This window comes from Sutcliffiella horikoshii (assembly GCF_021991925.1).
Classification (GTDB): domain Bacteria; phylum Bacillota; class Bacilli; order Bacillales; family Bacillaceae_I; genus Sutcliffiella_A; species Sutcliffiella_A horikoshii_F.
In genome coordinates, this window is record NZ_RXZI01000002.1 from 12,530 (window position 1) to 30,778 (window position 18,249).

Annotated in this window: 19 protein-coding genes; 18 read left to right on the forward strand and 1 reads right to left on the reverse strand. The window is 42.9% G+C overall.

What is annotated here, in order from left to right; all coding sequences use genetic code 11:
* Window positions 1-85: 85 nt before the first annotated feature.
* From rnpA to EKQ44_RS05535, 10 genes are all read left to right on the forward strand, one after another.
* Window positions 86-433: a ribonuclease P protein component gene (gene rnpA / locus EKQ44_RS05490; protein WP_237662581.1), complete on the forward strand. Its 348-nt coding sequence runs from the start codon at window positions 86-88 to the stop codon at window positions 431-433.
* 282 nt (window positions 434-715) lie between these two features.
* Window positions 716-1,498 (forward strand): YidC family membrane integrase SpoIIIJ, encoded by a 783-nt coding sequence (gene spoIIIJ, locus EKQ44_RS05495; RefSeq protein WP_237662582.1) that lies wholly within the window; start codon window positions 716-718, stop codon window positions 1,496-1,498.
* Entirely contained in the window at window positions 1,495-2,130 is a 636-nt protein-coding gene (jag, locus tag EKQ44_RS05500) for an RNA-binding cell elongation regulator Jag/EloR (RefSeq protein ID WP_237662583.1), read from the forward strand. The genes spoIIIJ and jag overlap by 4 nt, the downstream gene beginning before the upstream one ends.
* 686 nt (window positions 2,131-2,816) lie before the next feature.
* Window positions 2,817-4,205, forward strand: coding sequence for a tRNA uridine-5-carboxymethylaminomethyl(34) synthesis GTPase MnmE (gene mnmE / locus EKQ44_RS05505; RefSeq protein ID WP_237662584.1), 1,389 nt, complete (start codon window positions 2,817-2,819; stop codon window positions 4,203-4,205).
* Window positions 4,206-4,259: 54 nt separating this feature from the next.
* Window positions 4,260-6,149, forward strand: coding sequence for a tRNA uridine-5-carboxymethylaminomethyl(34) synthesis enzyme MnmG (mnmG, locus tag EKQ44_RS05510; RefSeq protein ID WP_237662585.1), 1,890 nt, complete (start codon window positions 4,260-4,262; stop codon window positions 6,147-6,149).
* 27 nt (window positions 6,150-6,176) lie between these two features.
* A complete protein-coding gene (gene rsmG, locus EKQ44_RS05515; RefSeq protein WP_237662586.1) occupies window positions 6,177-6,893 on the forward strand; it encodes a 16S rRNA (guanine(527)-N(7))-methyltransferase RsmG in 717 nt (238 codons plus the stop codon).
* A 208-nt stretch (window positions 6,894-7,101) separates the two neighbouring features.
* Entirely contained in the window at window positions 7,102-7,947 is an 846-nt protein-coding gene (gene noc / locus EKQ44_RS05520) for a nucleoid occlusion protein (RefSeq protein WP_237662587.1), read from the forward strand.
* A gap of 379 nt (window positions 7,948-8,326) precedes the next feature.
* Window positions 8,327-9,088, forward strand: a complete 762-nt coding sequence (locus EKQ44_RS05525) for a ParA family protein (RefSeq protein WP_237662588.1) — start codon at window positions 8,327-8,329, stop codon at window positions 9,086-9,088.
* On the forward strand, window positions 9,081-9,932 hold the full coding sequence (locus EKQ44_RS05530) for a ParB/RepB/Spo0J family partition protein (protein WP_237662589.1): 852 nt from the start codon (window positions 9,081-9,083) through the stop codon (window positions 9,930-9,932). Before EKQ44_RS05525 ends, EKQ44_RS05530 begins: the two co-directional genes overlap by 8 nt.
* 225 nt (window positions 9,933-10,157) lie before the next feature.
* The gene (locus EKQ44_RS05535; RefSeq protein WP_237662590.1) at window positions 10,158-10,865 is read left to right on the forward strand and encodes a DUF554 domain-containing protein; all 708 of its coding nucleotides are present in this window, start codon (window positions 10,158-10,160) and stop codon (window positions 10,863-10,865) included.
* Between the two features lie 72 nt (window positions 10,866-10,937).
* Here EKQ44_RS05535 and yyaC read toward each other — a convergent pair whose 3' ends face one another.
* Window positions 10,938-11,573, reverse strand: coding sequence for a spore protease YyaC (gene yyaC, locus EKQ44_RS05540; RefSeq protein ID WP_237662591.1), 636 nt, complete (start codon window positions 11,571-11,573; stop codon window positions 10,938-10,940).
* A 98-nt stretch (window positions 11,574-11,671) separates the two neighbouring features.
* Here yyaC and EKQ44_RS05545 point away from each other — a divergent pair, with 98 nt between their 5' ends.
* The 8 genes from EKQ44_RS05545 (at window position 11,672) to EKQ44_RS05580 (ending at window position 18,241) form a co-directional block, all read left to right on the forward strand.
* Window positions 11,672-12,688, forward strand: coding sequence for a YkvI family membrane protein (locus EKQ44_RS05545; RefSeq protein WP_237662592.1), 1,017 nt, complete (start codon window positions 11,672-11,674; stop codon window positions 12,686-12,688).
* 106 nt (window positions 12,689-12,794) lie between these two features.
* Window positions 12,795-13,676, forward strand: coding sequence for a mechanosensitive ion channel family protein (locus tag EKQ44_RS05550; protein ID WP_237662593.1), 882 nt, complete (start codon window positions 12,795-12,797; stop codon window positions 13,674-13,676).
* Between the two features lie 52 nt (window positions 13,677-13,728).
* Window positions 13,729-13,926: a DUF951 domain-containing protein gene (locus EKQ44_RS05555; protein WP_060665641.1), complete on the forward strand. Its 198-nt coding sequence runs from the start codon at window positions 13,729-13,731 to the stop codon at window positions 13,924-13,926.
* Between the two features lie 442 nt (window positions 13,927-14,368).
* Window positions 14,369-15,469, forward strand: a complete 1,101-nt coding sequence (gene ychF, locus EKQ44_RS05560) for a redox-regulated ATPase YchF (protein WP_237662594.1) — start codon at window positions 14,369-14,371, stop codon at window positions 15,467-15,469.
* Window positions 15,470-15,768: 299 nt separating this feature from the next.
* Window positions 15,769-16,059 (forward strand): 30S ribosomal protein S6, encoded by a 291-nt coding sequence (gene rpsF, locus EKQ44_RS05565; RefSeq protein WP_237662595.1) that lies wholly within the window; start codon window positions 15,769-15,771, stop codon window positions 16,057-16,059.
* A gap of 45 nt (window positions 16,060-16,104) precedes the next feature.
* Window positions 16,105-16,620: a single-stranded DNA-binding protein gene (ssb, locus tag EKQ44_RS05570; protein WP_237662596.1), complete on the forward strand. Its 516-nt coding sequence runs from the start codon at window positions 16,105-16,107 to the stop codon at window positions 16,618-16,620.
* Window positions 16,621-16,690: 70 nt separating this feature from the next.
* Window positions 16,691-16,930, forward strand: a complete 240-nt coding sequence (gene rpsR / locus EKQ44_RS05575; protein ID WP_010197852.1) for a 30S ribosomal protein S18 — start codon at window positions 16,691-16,693, stop codon at window positions 16,928-16,930.
* A 366-nt stretch (window positions 16,931-17,296) separates the two neighbouring features.
* Window positions 17,297-18,241, forward strand: a complete 945-nt coding sequence (locus tag EKQ44_RS05580; RefSeq protein WP_237662597.1) for a YybS family protein — start codon at window positions 17,297-17,299, stop codon at window positions 18,239-18,241.
* Window positions 18,242-18,249 lie beyond the last annotated feature (8 nt).

Sequence of the window (18,249 nt, forward strand, 5' to 3'; positions counted from 1 at the left end):
TTCCGGTTATTTTTTCTCTAGATTTGAGAAAGAATGTTGAAATAAGACTGAATTAGAGGATTTGTGTAAGGCAGGAGGAGACACATTGAGGAAAGAACAAAGAATCAAAAAAAATAAAGAGTTCCAACATGTGTTCCAAAAAGGAAAGTCGATGGCCAATCGGCAATTTGTCATATATGCTGTGCAGAAAGAGGACCAACCGGTATTCCGGATCGGCTTATCTGTAAGCAAGAAAATTGGAAACGCTGTAACAAGGAATCGAATCAAGCGGCTTGTCCGGCAAGCAATTCACGAAATGAAAGAACAGTTGCCTGGTGGAGTCGACATTGTCATCATTGCTCGAAAACCAGCTGCGGACATGTCATTTGAAGAAGTAAAGAAAAGCTTGCACCACGTAATAAGAAAACTACCGACACTATCTGCTAAGAAATAAAACATTAAGAGCTCCTTAAATATCCGAAAAGTTTATAGCTTTTGATTGGAGCAAAAGGCGGAGACTCCTGAGGGAGATAGCGCTAGGTGGAGAACCCGCAACGAAGTGAGGAGGCTCTCGTCAGCCCCTAGGAAAGCGAAGCCATTTGCGGAAGTCAAAAGCGGTGTTGAATGGGATAGGGAAAAAATGTGTTGGAAGTGTGACATATATTCAATTTGTCAGATAAAAATGATAGGATGTAAAAGGAATCATTTTTTTTGTGTAAAAAGGAGGAAAAAGAGGTTGAAAAATCGAATATGGCTACTAATGGCCCTTATTGGACTTGTAGCTTTGCTATCAGGCTGTACAGAAATCAATCAGCCGATCACCAATGAAAGTGAAGGCTTCTGGAACGAATATGTGGTTTATCCGCTATCTTGGTTGATTACTTATTTTGCTACATTACTAAACAATGATTACGGCCTATCTATTATTATTGTAACGTTATTAATCCGATTTGCTATCTTACCGTTGATGATCAAACAAACGAAGAATGCAAAGGCGATGCAAGCCTTACAACCGGAAATGAAAGCACTTCGTGAAAAATATAGCTCTAAAGACCAGAAAACCCAACAGAAATTGCAACAAGAAACGATGGGTCTTTTCCAAAAGCATGGTGTTAATCCGTTAGCTGGATGTTTTCCGTTATTGGTTCAAATGCCGATTCTTATCGGATTTTTCCATGCGATCACCCGTACGACGGAAATTGCCAACCATAATTTCTTATGGTTTGACTTAGGAGATCCGGATCCATACTTCATCTTACCTGTTGTTGCTGGTATCACGACGTTCATTCAGCAAAAAATCATGATGGCGGGCATGGACAATAACCCGCAAATGGTGATGATGCTTTGGATCATGCCGATCATGATCGTGGTCTTTGCGATCAACTTCCCGGCAGCACTTTCCCTATACTGGGTAGTAGGTAACATCTTTATGATTGTACAAACTTACTTTATTAAAGGACCGGAGCTGAGAAAAGCAAAAGAAACAGCTACTGGAACTGCAGGAGGAACGAAAAAGTGAGAGAAATAACTGCAACTGGTCCAACAGTCGAGGAAGCTGTCCAATCTGCTTTAGCTCAACTAAACACATCAAAAGACCGTGCAGACATTACAATCGTTGACGAAGGCAAGAAAGGTCTCTTCGGATTGTTTGGCTCTAAACCTAGTGTTGTAACTGTCAAATTGAAGCATGACCCAATCGAAGAATCAACGAATTTCTTGAAGAAAGTTCTTACCGAAATGAATATCATCGCTGAACTTGATGTAAAAGTGGAAGGTAGGAATATCTACATTGGCATCAGTGGCGAGAAAACCGCATTAATCATCGGGAAAAGGGGACAAACCCTTAATTCCCTGCAATACTTGACACAAATTGTCGCAAACCGCTATTCCAATCAGTACCTTTCTGTTGTCATTGATGCAGAAGGGTACCGTGAAAAGCGCCGGGAAACCCTAGAGCAGCTTGCGGAGCGGCTTGCACAAAAAGCAATGAAAACCAAACAGGATGTACATCTTGAACCGATGCCTTCTTTTGAACGCAAGGTGATGCATTCGATCATCTCTGCCTACCCTGAAGTAGAAACCTATTCGGTAGGAAAAGAACCGAACCGTTCCCTTGTCATCACAACCAAAAAGAAAGTCGCTAAAAGATAATCCAAAACGTAAAACGGCTGACCCTATGCAAAAGGGCCGGCCGTTTTTTTGATTTATGAGAATATACCTAGAGATTTAGTGAAAGGTTTGAGGGAGATAGGGAGATAGGTTATGGTCAATGAAAAACCTAAAAACTTACTTTTTTATGGTTTCTAGCTGTTAATTGGAGCAATAGGCGAAGACTCCAGCGGGGGAATAGCGACAATCTTGAGACCCCGCAACGAAGTGAGGAGGCTCAAGGTCGCCCCGTGGAAAGCGAAGCCGTTTGCGGAAATTAACAGCGGTGTTTATCAGAATATAAAAATTCATTACTTTTTCAGTCTCCTAGCGAAGTTAAGAGGCTCAAACATCGTCCTGCGAAAACCGAACACCTGAAACGGAAATCTGAAGGAGTTGAATGTTATTAAAAGCTTTTCAACTCGTTAAGTTTTAATCGTCTGAAAAAAGGAAAAACTAATGACACAAATGTGCGAGATTTGTTTATTGTTATTCACATGTGGATAAGTTAAAATTATTCTAGCGGATTTACGTTTCGGGAAATTTTTGTGGATAACTGTCGAAGGGGAATACTTTAAAAGAAGAAAAAATTATGCTAACCTTAGTAGGTTAAAGGTCGATAACTTCCATTGATTATAGATAGGCAGTTTTTGTTGCCGAAAAAATGAAAAAGAAATGAGGTGAATGATATGTATGAGTTTGACACGATTGCAGCCATTTCGACTCCGATGGGAGAAGGGGCGATTGCCATAGTCCGATTAAGCGGAGAGGAAGCTTTTCGAATCGTTGATGAGATCTTTGTCACTCCCTCCGGTAAAAAAATGAAGGACGTTGCTTCTCATACCATTCACTACGGACATATCGTAGACCCAAAAACGGATAAAACCATAGAAGAAGTTATGGTATCGGTTATGAGAGGGCCGAAAACCTTTACTCGTGAAGATGTTGTGGAGATAAATTGTCACGGTGGACTTGTTTCCGTTAATAAATTGCTTCAGCTTGTATTAAGCAGGGGGGCAAGACTCGCAGAACCTGGAGAATTCACCAAACGTGCCTTCCTCAATGGGCGGATCGATCTTTCCCAAGCAGAAGCAGTGATGGATTTGATCCGTGCCAAGACGGACCGGGCAATGAATGTGGCACTTGGACAGATGGAAGGTCGATTATCAAACCTGATCCAGAAACTTCGTCAGGAAATTTTGGAGACATTGGCCCATGTGGAAGTGAACATTGATTACCCAGAATATGATGATGTGGAAGAGATGACCCATAATATGTTGCTTGAAAAGTCCACTTTTGTAAAAGAGGAACTGGAAAAGCTGTTACAAACTTCCCAACAGGGTAAGATATTAAGAGAAGGTCTCTCAACAGTCATTATTGGGCGTCCAAATGTAGGGAAATCCTCTTTGTTAAATAGTCTTGTTCATGAAAATAAGGCGATTGTGACCGATATTCCCGGAACCACACGTGATGTCATCGAAGAGTACGTCAGTGTTCGTGGTGTTCCGCTGCGCCTGGTGGACACAGCTGGAATCCGTGAAACGGAAGATATTGTGGAACGCATCGGGGTGGAGAGATCGCGTGAGGTACTTAAGAAAGCGGACTTGATTTTGCTCGTGCTAAACAATAATGATGAACTAACACATGAGGACAAGCAGTTGTTTGAAGCGGTGAGCGGAATGGACGTCATTGTCATCGTCAATAAAACCGATTTGCCTACGAGGATAAATCTTGCCGAAGTGAAGGAACTTGCTGACAGGCATACTGTCATCTCCACTTCATTAAAAGAGGAACAAGGGATCGATGAACTAGAAGAAGCGATTTCGTCCATGTTCTTCCAAGGTGACTTGGAAGCAGGCGACATGACATATGTCTCGAATTCTCGCCATATAGGTCTGATTACACAAGCCCAGCAAGCACTCGAAGATGCCATTCAAGGTGTGGAAAGCGGCGTGCCAATAGATATCGTTCAAATTGATTTGACAAGAACGTGGGAAATCCTTGGTGAAATCATTGGGGATGCTGTTCATGAAAGCTTGATCGACCAGCTTTTCTCACAATTTTGCTTAGGGAAATAGCGGCTATTTTCGTAAAATTAGAGAACATAGCCTATAGAATAGGAGGGAACAAACATGGAATATCATGCAGGTTCCTATGATGTAATAGTAATTGGCGCTGGTCATGCAGGAGTAGAAGCAGGACTGGCAGCAGCTCGTCAGGGAGCGAAAACGTTAATGGTGACCATCAACCTGGATATGGTTGCCTTTATGCCATGTAATCCATCTGTCGGAGGTCCTGCTAAAGGAATCGTCGTGCGTGAAATTGATGCACTGGGTGGAGAAATGGGAAGAAATATCGATAAGACGCATATTCAGATGCGAATGCTTAATACAGGAAAAGGTCCTGCCGTTCGTGCCTTGCGTGCCCAGGCGGATAAATTCCTCTACCAGCATGAGATGAAAAAAACCATAGAAAATGAAGAAAATATCACTCTTTTACAAGGCATGGTGGAAAAGCTAATCGTAGAGGACGGTGTGTGTAAGGGTGTCATCACCCAAACAGGTGCCATCTATGAATCTAAGACGGTGGTCATCACCACAGGGACCTTCCTTCGCGGAAAAATTATACTGGGAGAACTTCAATATTTAAGTGGACCGAACAACCAACAGCCTTCCATTACGCTATCTGAGCATTTGGAGGAACTTGGGTTTGATTTGGTTCGTTTTAAAACAGGAACACCTCCTCGTGTAAACAGTGCATCCATTGATTACAGCAAAACGGAAATTCAACCAGGCGACGATGTACCGCGGGCATTTTCCTATGAAACGACAGAATACATCACCGATCAACTACCATGTTGGTTGACATATACTAGTGCCGAAACACATCAACTTATAGATGACAATTTGCATCGTTCACCGATGTACTCTGGAATGATTAAAGGGACAGGCCCTAGGTATTGCCCATCGATTGAGGATAAAGTAGTTCGATTCAACGACAAACCTCGACACCAAATCTTTTTGGAGCCGGAAGGGCGTAATACGCAAGAAGTATATGTACAGGGGCTTTCCACAAGCCTTCCTGAAGATGTGCAGCGTAAAATCCTTTCCACCATTCCGGGACTCGAAAATGTGCGGATGATGCGTGCAGGTTATGCTATTGAATACGATTCTATTGTTCCAACACAACTTTGGCCGACATTGGAAACGAAAAAGGTACAAAACCTGTATACGGCAGGTCAGATAAATGGGACCTCGGGGTATGAAGAGGCTGCCGGGCAAGGAATCATGGCCGGAATTAATGCAGGCCGCCGTGCCCTTGGGAAAGAGGACCTTATCCTCAGCCGTTCCGATGCTTATATCGGGGTATTAATCGATGATCTTGTCACCAAAGGCACCAACGAACCATATCGCCTGTTGACATCCCGTGCGGAATACCGCCTTTTGCTCCGCCATGATAATGCGGACTTGCGCCTGACGGATATCGGGCATGACATCGGCCTAATTTCTCCAGAACGCTATGAGCGGTTTACGGCGAAAAAGCAGGAAATTGAAATGGAAAAAGAACGCCTTCAGTCCATCATTATCAAACCGAACGAACAGGTCCAAACCATCATAAGAGAAGCTGGTGGAAGTGAGCTGAAAGATGGCATCAGAGCGGCAGATCTTTTAAAGCGCCCTGAAATGACTTACCAGCATATCCACAGAATGGTACCTGCGGACAAGGAAATTTCTCCTGATGTGGCGGAACAGGTGGAAATACAGGTGAAATACGAAGGATATATCCAAAAATCGCTTCAGCAGGTAGACCGCCTGAAGAAAATGGAGAATAAAAAGATACCGGAAAATATCGATTACGATGATATTCACGGGCTTGCGAATGAAGCAAGGCAGAAGCTGAAAGAGGTACGCCCTCTATCTGTCGCACAGGCTTCGCGGATCTCGGGAGTGAACCCTGCGGACGTATCCATCTTGCTTGTGTATTTGGAACAGGGGCGGATAGCAAGAGTATCCAACGAGTAAATCCAAAGATAGAAAGGATACGAGCACATGAATAAAGAACAATTTATTTCCCTGTTGGAGGAGAAAGGGATTTCCCTATCTCCCCAGCAGCTTTCTCAATTCGATACATATTACAAGCTGCTTGTGGACTGGAATGAAAAGATGAATCTTACAGCCATCACAGATGAAGAAGAGGTTTATCTGAAGCATTTCTACGATTCCATCACGGCATCGTTTTATGTGGATCTCAATCAAGAACTGACTCTTTGTGATGTAGGAGCGGGTGCTGGTTTCCCAAGCATTCCTCTTAAAATATGTTTTCCAAACCTTAAGGTTACGATTGTAGACTCCCTTAATAAGCGAATTACGTTCTTACAGAATCTTGCAAGTGAACTAGGTTTGGAGAATGTCCATTTTGTTCATGACAGAGCCGAAACCTTCGGTAAAAATGCGGATTACCGTGAAAAATTCGACCTTGTTACTGCAAGAGCGGTGGCTCGGTTGTCTGTGCTAAGTGAATTATGTTTGCCATTGGTAAAAGAAGGCGGCATGTTTGTGCCAATGAAAGCTGCCGCAGCAAGCGAGGAACTTGAAAAAGGGAAAAAAGCCATTCAAATCCTAGGTGGAAAATTAGAAGAAGTACATTCTTTTTCTTTGCCTTTAGAAGAAAGTGAAAGGAATATCCTTATCATCAACAAAATAAAGCCTACACCTAAGAAATACCCACGCAAACCGGGAACACCTAATAAACAACCTCTAGAATAGGCAACTCCCTTTGCAAATAGCTATAGGCGCTATATTTCATAGCGGGTATATCGCCTCCCGCTATGGGCATCTATTCATGATAAGGCTGAAGTTACAACAAAATTTGCAAAGTGTGTTTCATGTGAAACATTTTGATCGGCAAAACAGGACTTATTGGCGTATAGAGCGAATTACGTTAATAGGATTCTATCCATAAGGTGGTGGAACTATGAAGTCTCCGTTCTCTCGATTTTTTGGAATCGGCGAAAAAGAAGAACAGGAAATAGTAGAAAAGACTGATCATGAAAAAATAATGCAGGTACCTGTAAAGGACATTGTTCCGAATAGATACCAACCTCGTACTGTTTTTGTAGATGAAAGAATAGAAGAATTATCCTTGACCATCCGTACACACGGAATCATTCAACCGATAGTTGTTCGTCAGTTTGATGAAGGCCAATATGAAATCATCGCTGGTGAACGCCGTTGGAGAGCAGTCCAGAAGCTAGGCTGGGAGACGATCCCTGCGATTGTAAAGGAATTTAACGATGCGGAAACAGCCTCTGTTGCTCTAATTGAAAACCTTCAACGGGAAGAATTATCCGCCATTGAAGAAGCAATTGCATACTCCAAGCTGTTGGAGCTGCATAGCCTGACCCAGGAAGCATTAGCCCAACGTTTAGGAAAAGGTCAATCCACGGTAGCCAATAAGCTGCGCTTGCTAAAATTGCCTTCTGAAATACAGGATGCCCTCCTTCAAAAGAAGATAACAGAACGTCATGCACGTGCTCTTATCCCTTTGAAACAGCCGGAAAAACAAGTGGCCATCCTTGCTGAAATCCTTGAAAAGCAATTGAATGTAAAGCAGACAGAGGAACGTGTAGTGAAAATGCTCGAGTCCTCTAATCCCAAACCTAAAGCTAAACGTAAAGCGTTCAGTAAGGACATGCGTATCGCCATGAATACGATTCGTCAGTCTCTTACAATGGTTAACGATAGTGGAATCAAATTGGATTCCCAAGAAGAAGAAACCGAGGAATACTACCAATTCACTATTCGTATCCCCAAAAAATAATTAAATGAAGGGACGGATTTTTCCATCATTCTACGTGTAAAACCTTGCACTCTATTCATCTATCATAATGATGATAAGGTTGGAATGATTGGAGTTTCCGTGCCCTTTTTTCATTATTTCCCGAGAAACATTCTTCGACATGATCCTTCTTTTCACTCGAATTTAGTCGATTTTAGATTCTCCCAGCGACAATAAGGCCTGAACTCCTCCCTTTAATACCTGTCCATATTAATTCTCAAAAACAAGTTAACTTTCTGTCAATTCATGATAAAATAGGTGAGAAACGAAAACTCAGTTAAAACTAATGTTAAAATCAACAGCGGTGTAACCCAGAACCAACGAATAAAAAGTATGTTCTTTTCTGAAGGCAGGTGACGGCATGGGCAGAATTATTGCTATTGCTAACCAAAAAGGTGGAGTTGGAAAAACAACTACATCTGTTAATCTAGGTGCTTGTTTAGCATATATTGGTAAAAAAGTACTTTTAGTGGATGTGGACCCACAGGGAAACGCCACTAGTGGTGTTGGTATTGAAAAAGCAGAAGTCAATCAGTGCATTTATGATATTTTAGTAGAGGATGTAGAAGCCAAAAAGGCGATTCTTCCCACCAAGGTCGAAAACCTTTCTATCATCCCTGCAACCATACAACTGGCAGGTGCGGAAATTGAATTAGTTCCCACTATTTCAAGGGAAGTGCGATTAAAAAGGGCATTGGATGATGTGAAGCATCTATTTGATTACATAATCATAGATTGTCCCCCGTCATTGGGATTGTTGACGATCAACGCCTTGACAGCTTCTGATGCTGTTGTCATTCCTGTACAGTGCGAATATTACGCGTTGGAAGGTTTGAGCCAGTTATTAAATACGGTGCGATTAGTACAAAAGCATCTGAATAAGGAACTGATGATTGATGGGGTCCTATTGACGATGCTTGATGCAAGAACGAATCTTGGCATCCAAGTGATTGAAGAAGTGAAAAAGTATTTCCAAGATAAAGTATATCGGACCATCATTCCTCGCAATGTTCGTTTGAGTGAAGCGCCAAGCCATGGAGAACCTATTATCATTTATGATCCGAAGTCACGTGGAGCGGAAGTTTACTTAGATTTAGCAAAGGAAGTGGTTACGCATGGGTAAAGGATTAGGTAAAGGCATTAATGCTCTCTTCCCTTCCATTGAAGCTTCCAAGGAAGAAGCCGTTCAAGAAATCGCGATTAAAGAGATTCGTCCCAACCCCTATCAGCCACGAAAATACTTTGAGCCGGAAGCGATCCAGGAACTGAAAGAATCCATCCTCCAGCATGGGATCCTTCAGCCTATCATAGTGCGCAAAAGTATCAAAGGCTATGAAATCGTTGTGGGAGAACGACGTTTCCGAGCTGCGAAAGAGGCAAACTTAACAAAAGTTCCAGTAGTGGTTCGGACTCTTACGGAGCAGCAAATGATGGAGCTAGCCCTCCTAGAGAATCTGCAACGTGAGGACCTTACACCGATTGAAGAGGCAGCCGCCTATCAATCGCTTATGGCTAAGCTCGAGCTGACCCAGGAACAATTGGCAAGCAGGCTCGGTAAGTCCAGACCGCATATTGCCAACCATATCCGTCTATTATCTCTTCCTAAATCTGTACAGGAACTGATGAACGACGGCAAGCTTTCCATGGGGCACGGCCGGGCACTACTCGGACTAAAAAGGAAAGAAAAACTTAAAGCGGTCATTGAAAAAGTATTGCAAGAACACTTGAATGTGCGACAGTTGGAACAACTTATCCAGCAATTAAACGAGAGCGTTCCACGTGAAACGAAAAAAGACTCGGAAGAAAAGGATATCTTTCTACAAGATCAAGAGTCCTTCCTACGGGAGCGTTTTGGCACTTCGGTGTTTATCAAACGTACAAAAAACAAAGGGAAAATTGAAATTGAATTTTTCTCTGATGATGATTTGAACAGACTGCTGGAATTACTGGCTCAATCAGAAGAATAAAAAGCAGACCACTTAGCGGTGGTTTGCTTTTTTGGATGGTTCCTTTCACCAGTTTTGTTGCTTATTGAACGTCTGAGTATAGTGACTGCAGCGAAAAGGAACGGTCAAACTTGAAGTAATGACTAGTTGGCCACGTTGCCCCGTGCCGGGTACGGGGCAACGTGGCCTTATAACAGAGAAAAACATCTATTGCTCACAATAGGTTAAAAGAAATGGGGCTTTGAAGTGGTTTTATTAGGAACCATTGTAAATGGTATATGTATTGTTCTGGGAACACTCCTCGGAAAGTTATTCACCCGGATCCCTGAAAATACAAAAGAGACGGTCATGAAAGTAATCGGTCTTGCGGTATTTCTCCTTGGGACGCAAATGGGCTTTAAAAGTAATGAATTTCTGATTGTCATTATCAGCCTTGTTGTAGGGGCTGTCCTTGGCGAGTGGATCAATCTGGATGGAAAACTGAACAGTGTGGGCAATTGGCTTGAACGCAGGCTGGGGTCTAATCAACAGGGTTCCGTATCAAAGGGATTTGTCACGGCTACGCTTATTTTTGTTATCGGAGCAATGTCCGTTGTCGGTTCATTGGATAGTGGGCTCAGAGGGGACCATCAGGTTCTTTATACCAAATCAATCATTGATGGTTTCACAAGCATTGTGCTTGCAACTACTCTGGGAATCGGTGTGTTATTCTCCGCTATCCCCGTTATGCTCTATCAAGGCAGCATTGCTCTTTTTGCCACACAAATAGATTTATTTGTGCCACCGGAATTACTGGAGTTACTAATCTATGAAATCACTGCTACCGGGGGTGTCATGATTATGGCGATCGGCCTCAATATTATCGGCATCTCCGCGATCCGAGTGGCCAATCTGCTTCCCGGAATTATTGTGGCAGCAGGCTTAGTGCTTGTTCAATATTTCTTTTTACTTTAACGCTAAGTTTTTATGAAGGCTGACCGTCCATGGTTGGTCTTTTTTTAGCTTTTTTAAAAGGTGTTGCCTTACTTATTCCTGAGCCTGGATAAATGGTGGCTCCTGTTCTCTAGCGGCAGAAGCGATGAAATTCTTCCGCTCAATGGACTTATCGAGCTCCTGGATGGAGTTTGCCACTACATTAGCCATTTTCATTACTAGGCTAAGCCTTGTATTTTGCAGGACGAAGAACTCCATAAACCCACTAACGTTCACAATTCCCGTAATATGAATATCCCCAACAGGAGGCAAGTCTTTTTTTACCCCAGCACCAGGCATGACGGGTCCATCTGCAATCGTGATCTGTCCGACACTTTTTAACCTGCCAAGGCATGCGTCGATGGCAATGATAAATGGTGTCAAATGCTTTGTTTGAATGTAGGCAAGTTTCTCTTCCAAATTGACGGCATGAATAGGATCATCCAGCGTGCCATATACATGAACATGCTCCAAGTTTTTATCAAACAGCTTTGTCCCGACGAGTGGTCCCAGGGAATCCCCTGTTGAACGATCTGTACCGATGCAGACAATGACAATGGGACGGTAGATAAGGCTTGTAGGAAGGTGGGATTGTAAAGTGAGTGCCAGTTCTTTATAGGCATCTACTTCATCATGAGCAATACGAATATTGCCTCCCTTCTTCTCGAAAAAATTAGATTTAAGATTCATAGGTTCCACTCCTTCTTAATAGTAGTAACAGTATACGACTATTGTTTGGAAACTATACGTCCACTTTTTTATTTTGGACATTCAGGAGGTTACTTTTTATGTGGAAAAGCGGGTTTCGCTGGATGTTTTTAATTTTAGGAACGGTGATTGGTGCAGGGTATGCCTCTGGCCGTGAGCTTTGGCAATTTTTTGGCACAGAAAGCGGACTGGCTATTCTCTTATTTACCTTTTTCTTTATCATTTCTTGCTATGTTATCCTCCAAATCAGCAGGAAGGAGCGTACGGAGCACTTTTCTCCGGTTCTCCAAAAGCTGGTTGGGGAGAAGGTGTCTCATTTATATAACATCATCATGGTAATCTATCTATTTACTACCACAGTTGTCATGCTTGCAGGAGGAGGCGCTGCCTTGCAAGTCTTTTCTATCCCTTATTGGGCTGGAATTGCCATCATTTGCCTTCTGCTGATTTTATTATTTGTGTACGATGTCAAAGGGATGGTAACGGTGAATGTAGTGATCATTCCTGTTATTGTCTTGACGCTGGCATTTGTATTGGTCCATAGTGTCATGAACGGTACGCAGGAGGTCACCTCTTCTTTTTCCAAACAAAGCAATTGGCCGGCTGGATTCACCTTTACGGCTCTCAATATCCTGCCGCTGGTCGCTGTCTTGTCTGCTATTGGAAAAGAGGTGAAAAGCAAAGGTGAGATTATCGTTGCAAGTGTTGGAAGCGGGGGCATATTAGGGGTCATCTCGCTCTTTTACAACCAAACACTCATTTCGGTAGAAAGTAAGCTTGCTCTTTTTGAAATTCCGTTGTTTGCCATTATACAAAGCTACCCTTTTTATATGCTTTTCCTGATGACCATCCTGCTTTGGATCGCCATCTATACCACTGCTGCTTCAGGTCTGCTCGGACTTGTCACCAGATTCAGGAACACCATGCCGATTCCGCTTTGGACTCTTTGTTTGCTGTTCATTCTCCTGATGGTTCCTTTTACCGCGGTCGGCTTTTCTGTCCTTGTAGCAATCCTTTACCCGCTATTTGGTCTTATCAACCTTTATCTGCTAGTTTGCATTCTACTTTATCCAATTAAAAACCGGGAAAACTGGTGAGGTATCTATCTGATTTGTCAAAATGATGGGGTATTTATTTTAGTAAAATAGTATTTTCTTGGAGAATCTAAAAGCAAACCAATTAAAGTGCCGAGGTAGGATGCAAATGGAATGGTTAAACCGTGTGTTATTGAAAATGGCAGCTTCTTTAACAAATGAGGATCTATGGGTCTCGATAGGCGAAGGATTGCTCCGGGTCTTTCTTATTATCCTTGTCGCGGGGCTTGTCATTAAAGTCGGGAAAACGCTTATCCAAAATTTCGTGAAGCTTCGGGAAAAAGGTCCCATCCGTATATCGGAACGAAGAGAAAATACTTTGTTGAAGCTTCTTCAAAATGTGTTAACGTATGTGGTGTATTTTGTTGCTTTTATCATGATTCTGGATATCGTACATATTGACGTCAGGGCTCTCTTGGCCGGTGCCGGGATTGTCGGTCTTGCGGTTGGGTTTGGGGCTCAAAACCTAGTCAAGGATATCATTACCGGATTTTTTATTATATTTGAAGATCAATTCTCTGTCGGTGATTATATCAGGACCGGAGCTTTCGAGGGGTATGTCGAGGAAATCGGACTGCGGACAACCAAGATAAAAAGTTGGACAGGGGAATTGCATATATTGCCCAATGGCAGTATTGTAGAATTAACGAACTTCTCCATTCATAATAGTGTGGCGGTGGTAGATGTGAGCATCGCCTATGAAGGAAAAATAGATGAAGCGGAACGAGTGATCCAGGAGCTCCTATCCGAGCTGCCGGCTAAATACGGAGATATGACTGAACCACCAGAGTTATTGGGAATCCAGACACTCGGAAACTCAGAAGTCGTCCTCAGGATCGTATGCGAGACGGTGCCGATGAGACATTGGTTCATCGGGCGAGCGATAAGAAAGGAAGTCAAGAACCGCCTGGATGAAGCGGGTATTGAAATTCCATTTCCGCGGCTCGTATTATATAACCGTGACCCAAAGGGAGAAGGTGCATTGGAATAGGAATGTTCCTTCCATGATAAGGAAAGATTGTTGGTAGGGAGTGTAGAAAAAAATGACAGATAAAGAATTCGGATTGAATGATGTGGTGGAAATGAAAAAAGCACACCCATGTGGAACAAATAGATGGAAAGTCGTCCGGATGGGAATGGATATCCGCATCAAATGTGAAGGCTGCGACCACACCGTGTTGATGCCCCGTAAAGAATTCACAAGGAAAATAAAGAAGATTTTGGTGAGAAGTGAAGAGTAGGGCTGGCTTGGGTAGGGAGAAAATTGCAGGAAATGAATGGTGAAAAGGGATTTAGAAACTATTCGGACATTTTGGCGATTGGTTTGGACATTTAAACACGAAAAAAAGCGTGTGTTCGGACAATTTAACGCTTCGTTCGGTCAACTATTAACGAGTTTCGGTTATTTGATAATTTCGTTCGGACACCTTTTTCAAAACTTCGGACAACAATGCGAAAACTTTGGACAACTTCGCTGAAACTTCGGACAAAAAACCTGAAAACTTCGGACATTTGCAATCTGCAACATCCAAATTCTCCGAAAAGTTGAGTAAACCCCAAACTTCTGTCGTGTGATGCCATAGCTGCTCTGCTGGAATTCAAATAAACTTGTCTTTTCCTCCCATTCTCTCTATAATTGTGGGAGGTTTAAATATGTGTTAACGGAAGTTAGGAGTGGATAAAATGGCTTTAACAGCAGGTATCGTTGGTCTTCCAAACGTAGGGAAATCAACGCTTTTTAATGCAATCACACAAGCGGGGGCGGAATCTGCCAACTACCCGTTCTGTACCATAGATCCGAACGTAGGAATCGTAGATGTTCCAGATGAGCGTTTACAAAAATTAACAGAACTTGTCAATCCGAAGAAGACTGTTCCAACACACTTTGAGTTTACCGATATTGCCGGAATCGTAAAAGGTGCAAGCAAAGGGGAAGGTCTTGGAAACAAGTTCTTGTCTCACATCCGTCAAGTAGACGCCATTTGTCACGTGGTTCGTTGTTTTGCTGATGACAATATCACCCACGTATCCGGTGGGGTGAATCCGATCGATGATATCGAGACCATCAACCTGGAGCTTATCTTAGCCGACTTGGAATCTGTCGATAAGCGTCTAGAGCGTGTAGCGAAATTGGCGAAGCAAAAAGATAAAGAAGCAGTGTATGAGCATGAAGTGCTTGTAAAAGTAAAAGAAGCACTTGAAGCCGAGCTTCCTGCACGTACAGTGGAAGTAACGGACGAGCAAGTGAAATACTTAAAAGGTATGCATCTATTAACGAGCAAACCTGTCCTTTATGTAGCAAATGTTGGGGAAGACGATGTAGCAGACACTTCAGACAACGAATACGTACAACAAGTTCGTGAATTCGCTGCAAAAGACAATGCAGAAGTCATCACCGTGTGTGCGAAAATCGAGTCCGAGATTGTCGAACTAGATGCAGACGAAAAAGCAATGTTCCTTGAAGAGCTTGGCATTAAAGAATCTGGTCTAGATCAACTGATCCGTGCTGCTTACAACTTGCTTGGTCTTGCGACTTACTTCACTGCAGGTGTACAGGAAGTCCGCGCATGGACATTCCGTACAGGCATGAAAGCTCCACAATGTGCAGGAGTCATCCATACCGACTTTGAGCGTGGATTCATCCGTGCGGAAACGGTATCATACGAAGACCTACTAGCTGCCGGCTCTCATACAGCTGCAAAAGAAGCTGGAAAAGTCCGCCTAGAAGGAAAAGAATACATCGTAAAAGACGGAGACGTCATTCACTTCCGTTTTAACGTATAAATTTGGTTCAATGAGAGGGGAATATCCCTCTCTTTTTTGTGTTTTTTGGAGAGTTCGTGCCAAAATGAGGCAAGTTGATGCCAAAATGACCCGAGTTCATGCCAAAATAAGGCAAGTTCGTGCCAAAACACCCCAAGTTGGTGCCAAACCGAAAATGTGCCCTCTTTCAATCGATCTAATAGGACATGTTGCAATAAATCCTCCCCTCTGGTATAATCTTAATTTGTGAGTAATGATTATTTATAATTGATTGCTCCTTGCCCACCAAGGGCCGCTTAGACCAAAAGGAGGTGACTGTGATGAACAAGTACGAAATCATGTATATCATCCGTCCAAACATTGAGGAAGACGCTAAAAAAGCTCTTACAGAACGTTTCAATACGATCCTAACTGACAACGGTGCAGATCTATCTGAATCAAAAGAGTGGGGCAAACGCCGCTTAGCTTACGAAATCAATGATTTCCGTGACGGCTACTATATGCTAGTAAACGTAGCTGCTGAGCCAGCTGCAGTTCAAGAGTTTGATCGTCTTGCTAAAATCAGCGAAGACATCATCCGTCATATCGTTGTGAAAAAAGAAGAAAAATAATAGTTGTCCTCTTTATGGACGTCGTCTCAAGGAGGAGTGGTTCTGATGTTAAATCGCGTAGTATTGGTCGGTCGCTTGACCAAAGACCCTGAATTGCGTTATACCCCAAGTGGAGTGGCGGTTGCTACTTTTACATTGGCAGTAAACCGTACGTTCCAGAATCAGCAGGGCGAACGTGAAGCTGATTTTATTAACTGTGTTGTCTGGAGAAAGCAAGCCGAAAACGCAGCAAACTTTCTGAAAAAAGGAAGCCTCGCTGGTGTGGATGGCCGTGTGCAGACACGCAATTATGAAGGCCAAGATGGAAAACGTGTATACGTAACGGAAATAGTGGCAGAAAGTGTTCAGTTCTTGGAGCCTAAGGGATCCGGTGGTTCTGGAAATGCATCTCGTCCTAATCCAAATCAAAATCAAGGCTATGGTTCATCACCTAACTTTGGGTATGATCAGAACCAACAGCGCAGCAATAACAACAACCAAGGTTATACTCGTGTTGATGACGACCCATTTAAGAATGATGGCCAACCAATTGATATATCCGACGACGATTTACCGTTCTAATTCTAGAAGGTATCGTTTTATAAAAATGGCTCTATAAGCCGAAAAATCTAAAAAAGAAGAGGTGAATAAAATGGCAGGAGGACGCAGAGGTGGACGTAACAAACGTCGTAAGGTTTGTTATTTCACAGCTAACGGTATCACTCATATCGATTACAAAGATACTGATGTACTAAAGAAGTTCGTTTCTGAGCGTGGTAAAATTTTACCTCGTCGTGTAACAGGAACTAGCGCTAAGTACCAACGTAAATTAACGATCGCGATCAAACGCGCTCGTCAAATGGCATTACTACCATACGTATCTGGTGAGTAATACAGCCGAATAAAAGTTAAAAGGAAGGCAGTGAGAGAATATCTTGCTGCCTTCCTTTTTGCTAGTCGTTTAATATAAGTTCCACCCTGTTGCCTGAAGCGCAAGGTGTGAGACTCCTCGCTAACTCATTTTCTTCGTGCGATGAATCGCTGTCGTAGCTTTCCTTGTCCTGCGGGGGGAAACGGTAGCTTGAGACCCCGCAGGCGAAGCCGAGGAGGCTCAAACACCGTCCCGCGGAAAGCGAACACCTGGAACGAAGGACAACAGGGAGTTTACGATACTGTCCAACATAACATTTGATTGTAATAGAATCTTAAGGATAAACTATACATATTGTGTAACTAAGCGTTCTTGGAGGTTTATATAGTGAAAACCAAACAAATAACAGAAGGAGCCACACTGCTTGGCATCTACGTGCTGCTCCTCCTCATCACACTCTATATTCCATTTCTAGGCATGATCACCCTCCTCGCGATGGTTGTCCCATTTGTCGTGTTCACCGCCAGAAACGGTTGGAAATCAGGGGTTTGGCTTACTGTAGTCGCCGGTCTATTAAGCGTTCTGCTTGGATCGCCATTGGCCTTGGTATTGAGTATTCCAGCCAGCACGGTTGGTGTCGTGATGGGACACCTCATCGGAAACAAAGCCAACCGTTATGCTATTCTAGGCGCTGCTACAGGGGTCTATTTAATCAATTATATTCTGGCATACATTGTTGCCATCGTTCTTTTTAACATTGATTTCATGGAAGTATTGCAGGGGATGATCAGGGAGTCGATGCAGGCATCAGAAGCCATTGCCACTTCTCTTGGGCAGGAGAATGCACAAGAGGGTCTAGAAAGAATGGAGGAGTACCTTAGCTATTCCACCTATCTTTTGCCGGCAATGTTTGTGCTTACTTCATTTGTGCATGCCTTTTTCTCTCAGCTCTTCACTGTTTTTATTGTGCGAAGATTGAAGATGCAGGTGACACCTTTCCCACCATTCAGGGAATTGATGCTGCCAAGAAGCTTGCTTTGGTATTATTTGATTGTACTGATTTTGTCCCTCATGCAACCGGAACAGGGATCGACCTTATATATGGCGGTACTTAACCTTTCGTTTATCCTGATGCTATTGATGACGGTACAAGGATTTTCATTCATTTTCTTCTTTTGTTATAAAAAAGGAATATCAAAAGCGGTGCCGATTACCGTCCTAATTTTATCCTTCCTAATCCCACCTTTGGTCTATATAATAAGAATGATAGGAATAGTAGATATCGGCTTTCAATTAAGAGAGAGAATACAGGGCAATAATAAAGGAAAATAACTAGCGAA

Excerpts from the sequence above, each read along its gene's own strand:
- EKQ44_RS05545 (WP_237662592.1), top strand. The coding sequence starts at position 11,672 with ATGTGGAAAAGCGGGTTTCGCTGGATGTTTTTAATTTTAGGAACGGTG.
- mnmE (WP_237662584.1), top strand. The coding sequence starts at position 2,817 with ATGTATGAGTTTGACACGATTGCAGCCATTTCGACTCCGATGGGAGAA.
- mnmG (WP_237662585.1), top strand. The coding sequence starts at position 4,260 with ATGGAATATCATGCAGGTTCCTATGATGTAATAGTAATTGGCGCTGGT.
- noc (WP_237662587.1), top strand. The coding sequence starts at position 7,102 with ATGAAGTCTCCGTTCTCTCGATTTTTTGGAATCGGCGAAAAAGAAGAA.
- EKQ44_RS05530 (WP_237662589.1), top strand. The coding sequence starts at position 9,081 with ATGGGTAAAGGATTAGGTAAAGGCATTAATGCTCTCTTCCCTTCCATT.
- EKQ44_RS05550 (WP_237662593.1), top strand. The coding sequence starts at position 12,795 with ATGGAATGGTTAAACCGTGTGTTATTGAAAATGGCAGCTTCTTTAACA.
- ssb (WP_237662596.1), top strand. The coding sequence starts at position 16,105 with ATGTTAAATCGCGTAGTATTGGTCGGTCGCTTGACCAAAGACCCTGAA.
- EKQ44_RS05525 (WP_237662588.1), top strand. The coding sequence starts at position 8,327 with ATGGGCAGAATTATTGCTATTGCTAACCAAAAAGGTGGAGTTGGAAAA.
- rpsF (WP_237662595.1), top strand. The coding sequence starts at position 15,769 with ATGAACAAGTACGAAATCATGTATATCATCCGTCCAAACATTGAGGAA.
- rsmG (WP_237662586.1), top strand. The coding sequence starts at position 6,177 with ATGAATAAAGAACAATTTATTTCCCTGTTGGAGGAGAAAGGGATTTCC.
- yyaC (WP_237662591.1), bottom strand. The coding sequence starts at position 11,573 with ATGAATCTTAAATCTAATTTTTTCGAGAAGAAGGGAGGCAATATTCGT.
- EKQ44_RS05555 (WP_060665641.1), top strand. The coding sequence starts at position 13,729 with ATGACAGATAAAGAATTCGGATTGAATGATGTGGTGGAAATGAAAAAA.
- rpsR (WP_010197852.1), top strand. The coding sequence starts at position 16,691 with ATGGCAGGAGGACGCAGAGGTGGACGTAACAAACGTCGTAAGGTTTGT.
- ychF (WP_237662594.1), top strand. The coding sequence starts at position 14,369 with ATGGCTTTAACAGCAGGTATCGTTGGTCTTCCAAACGTAGGGAAATCA.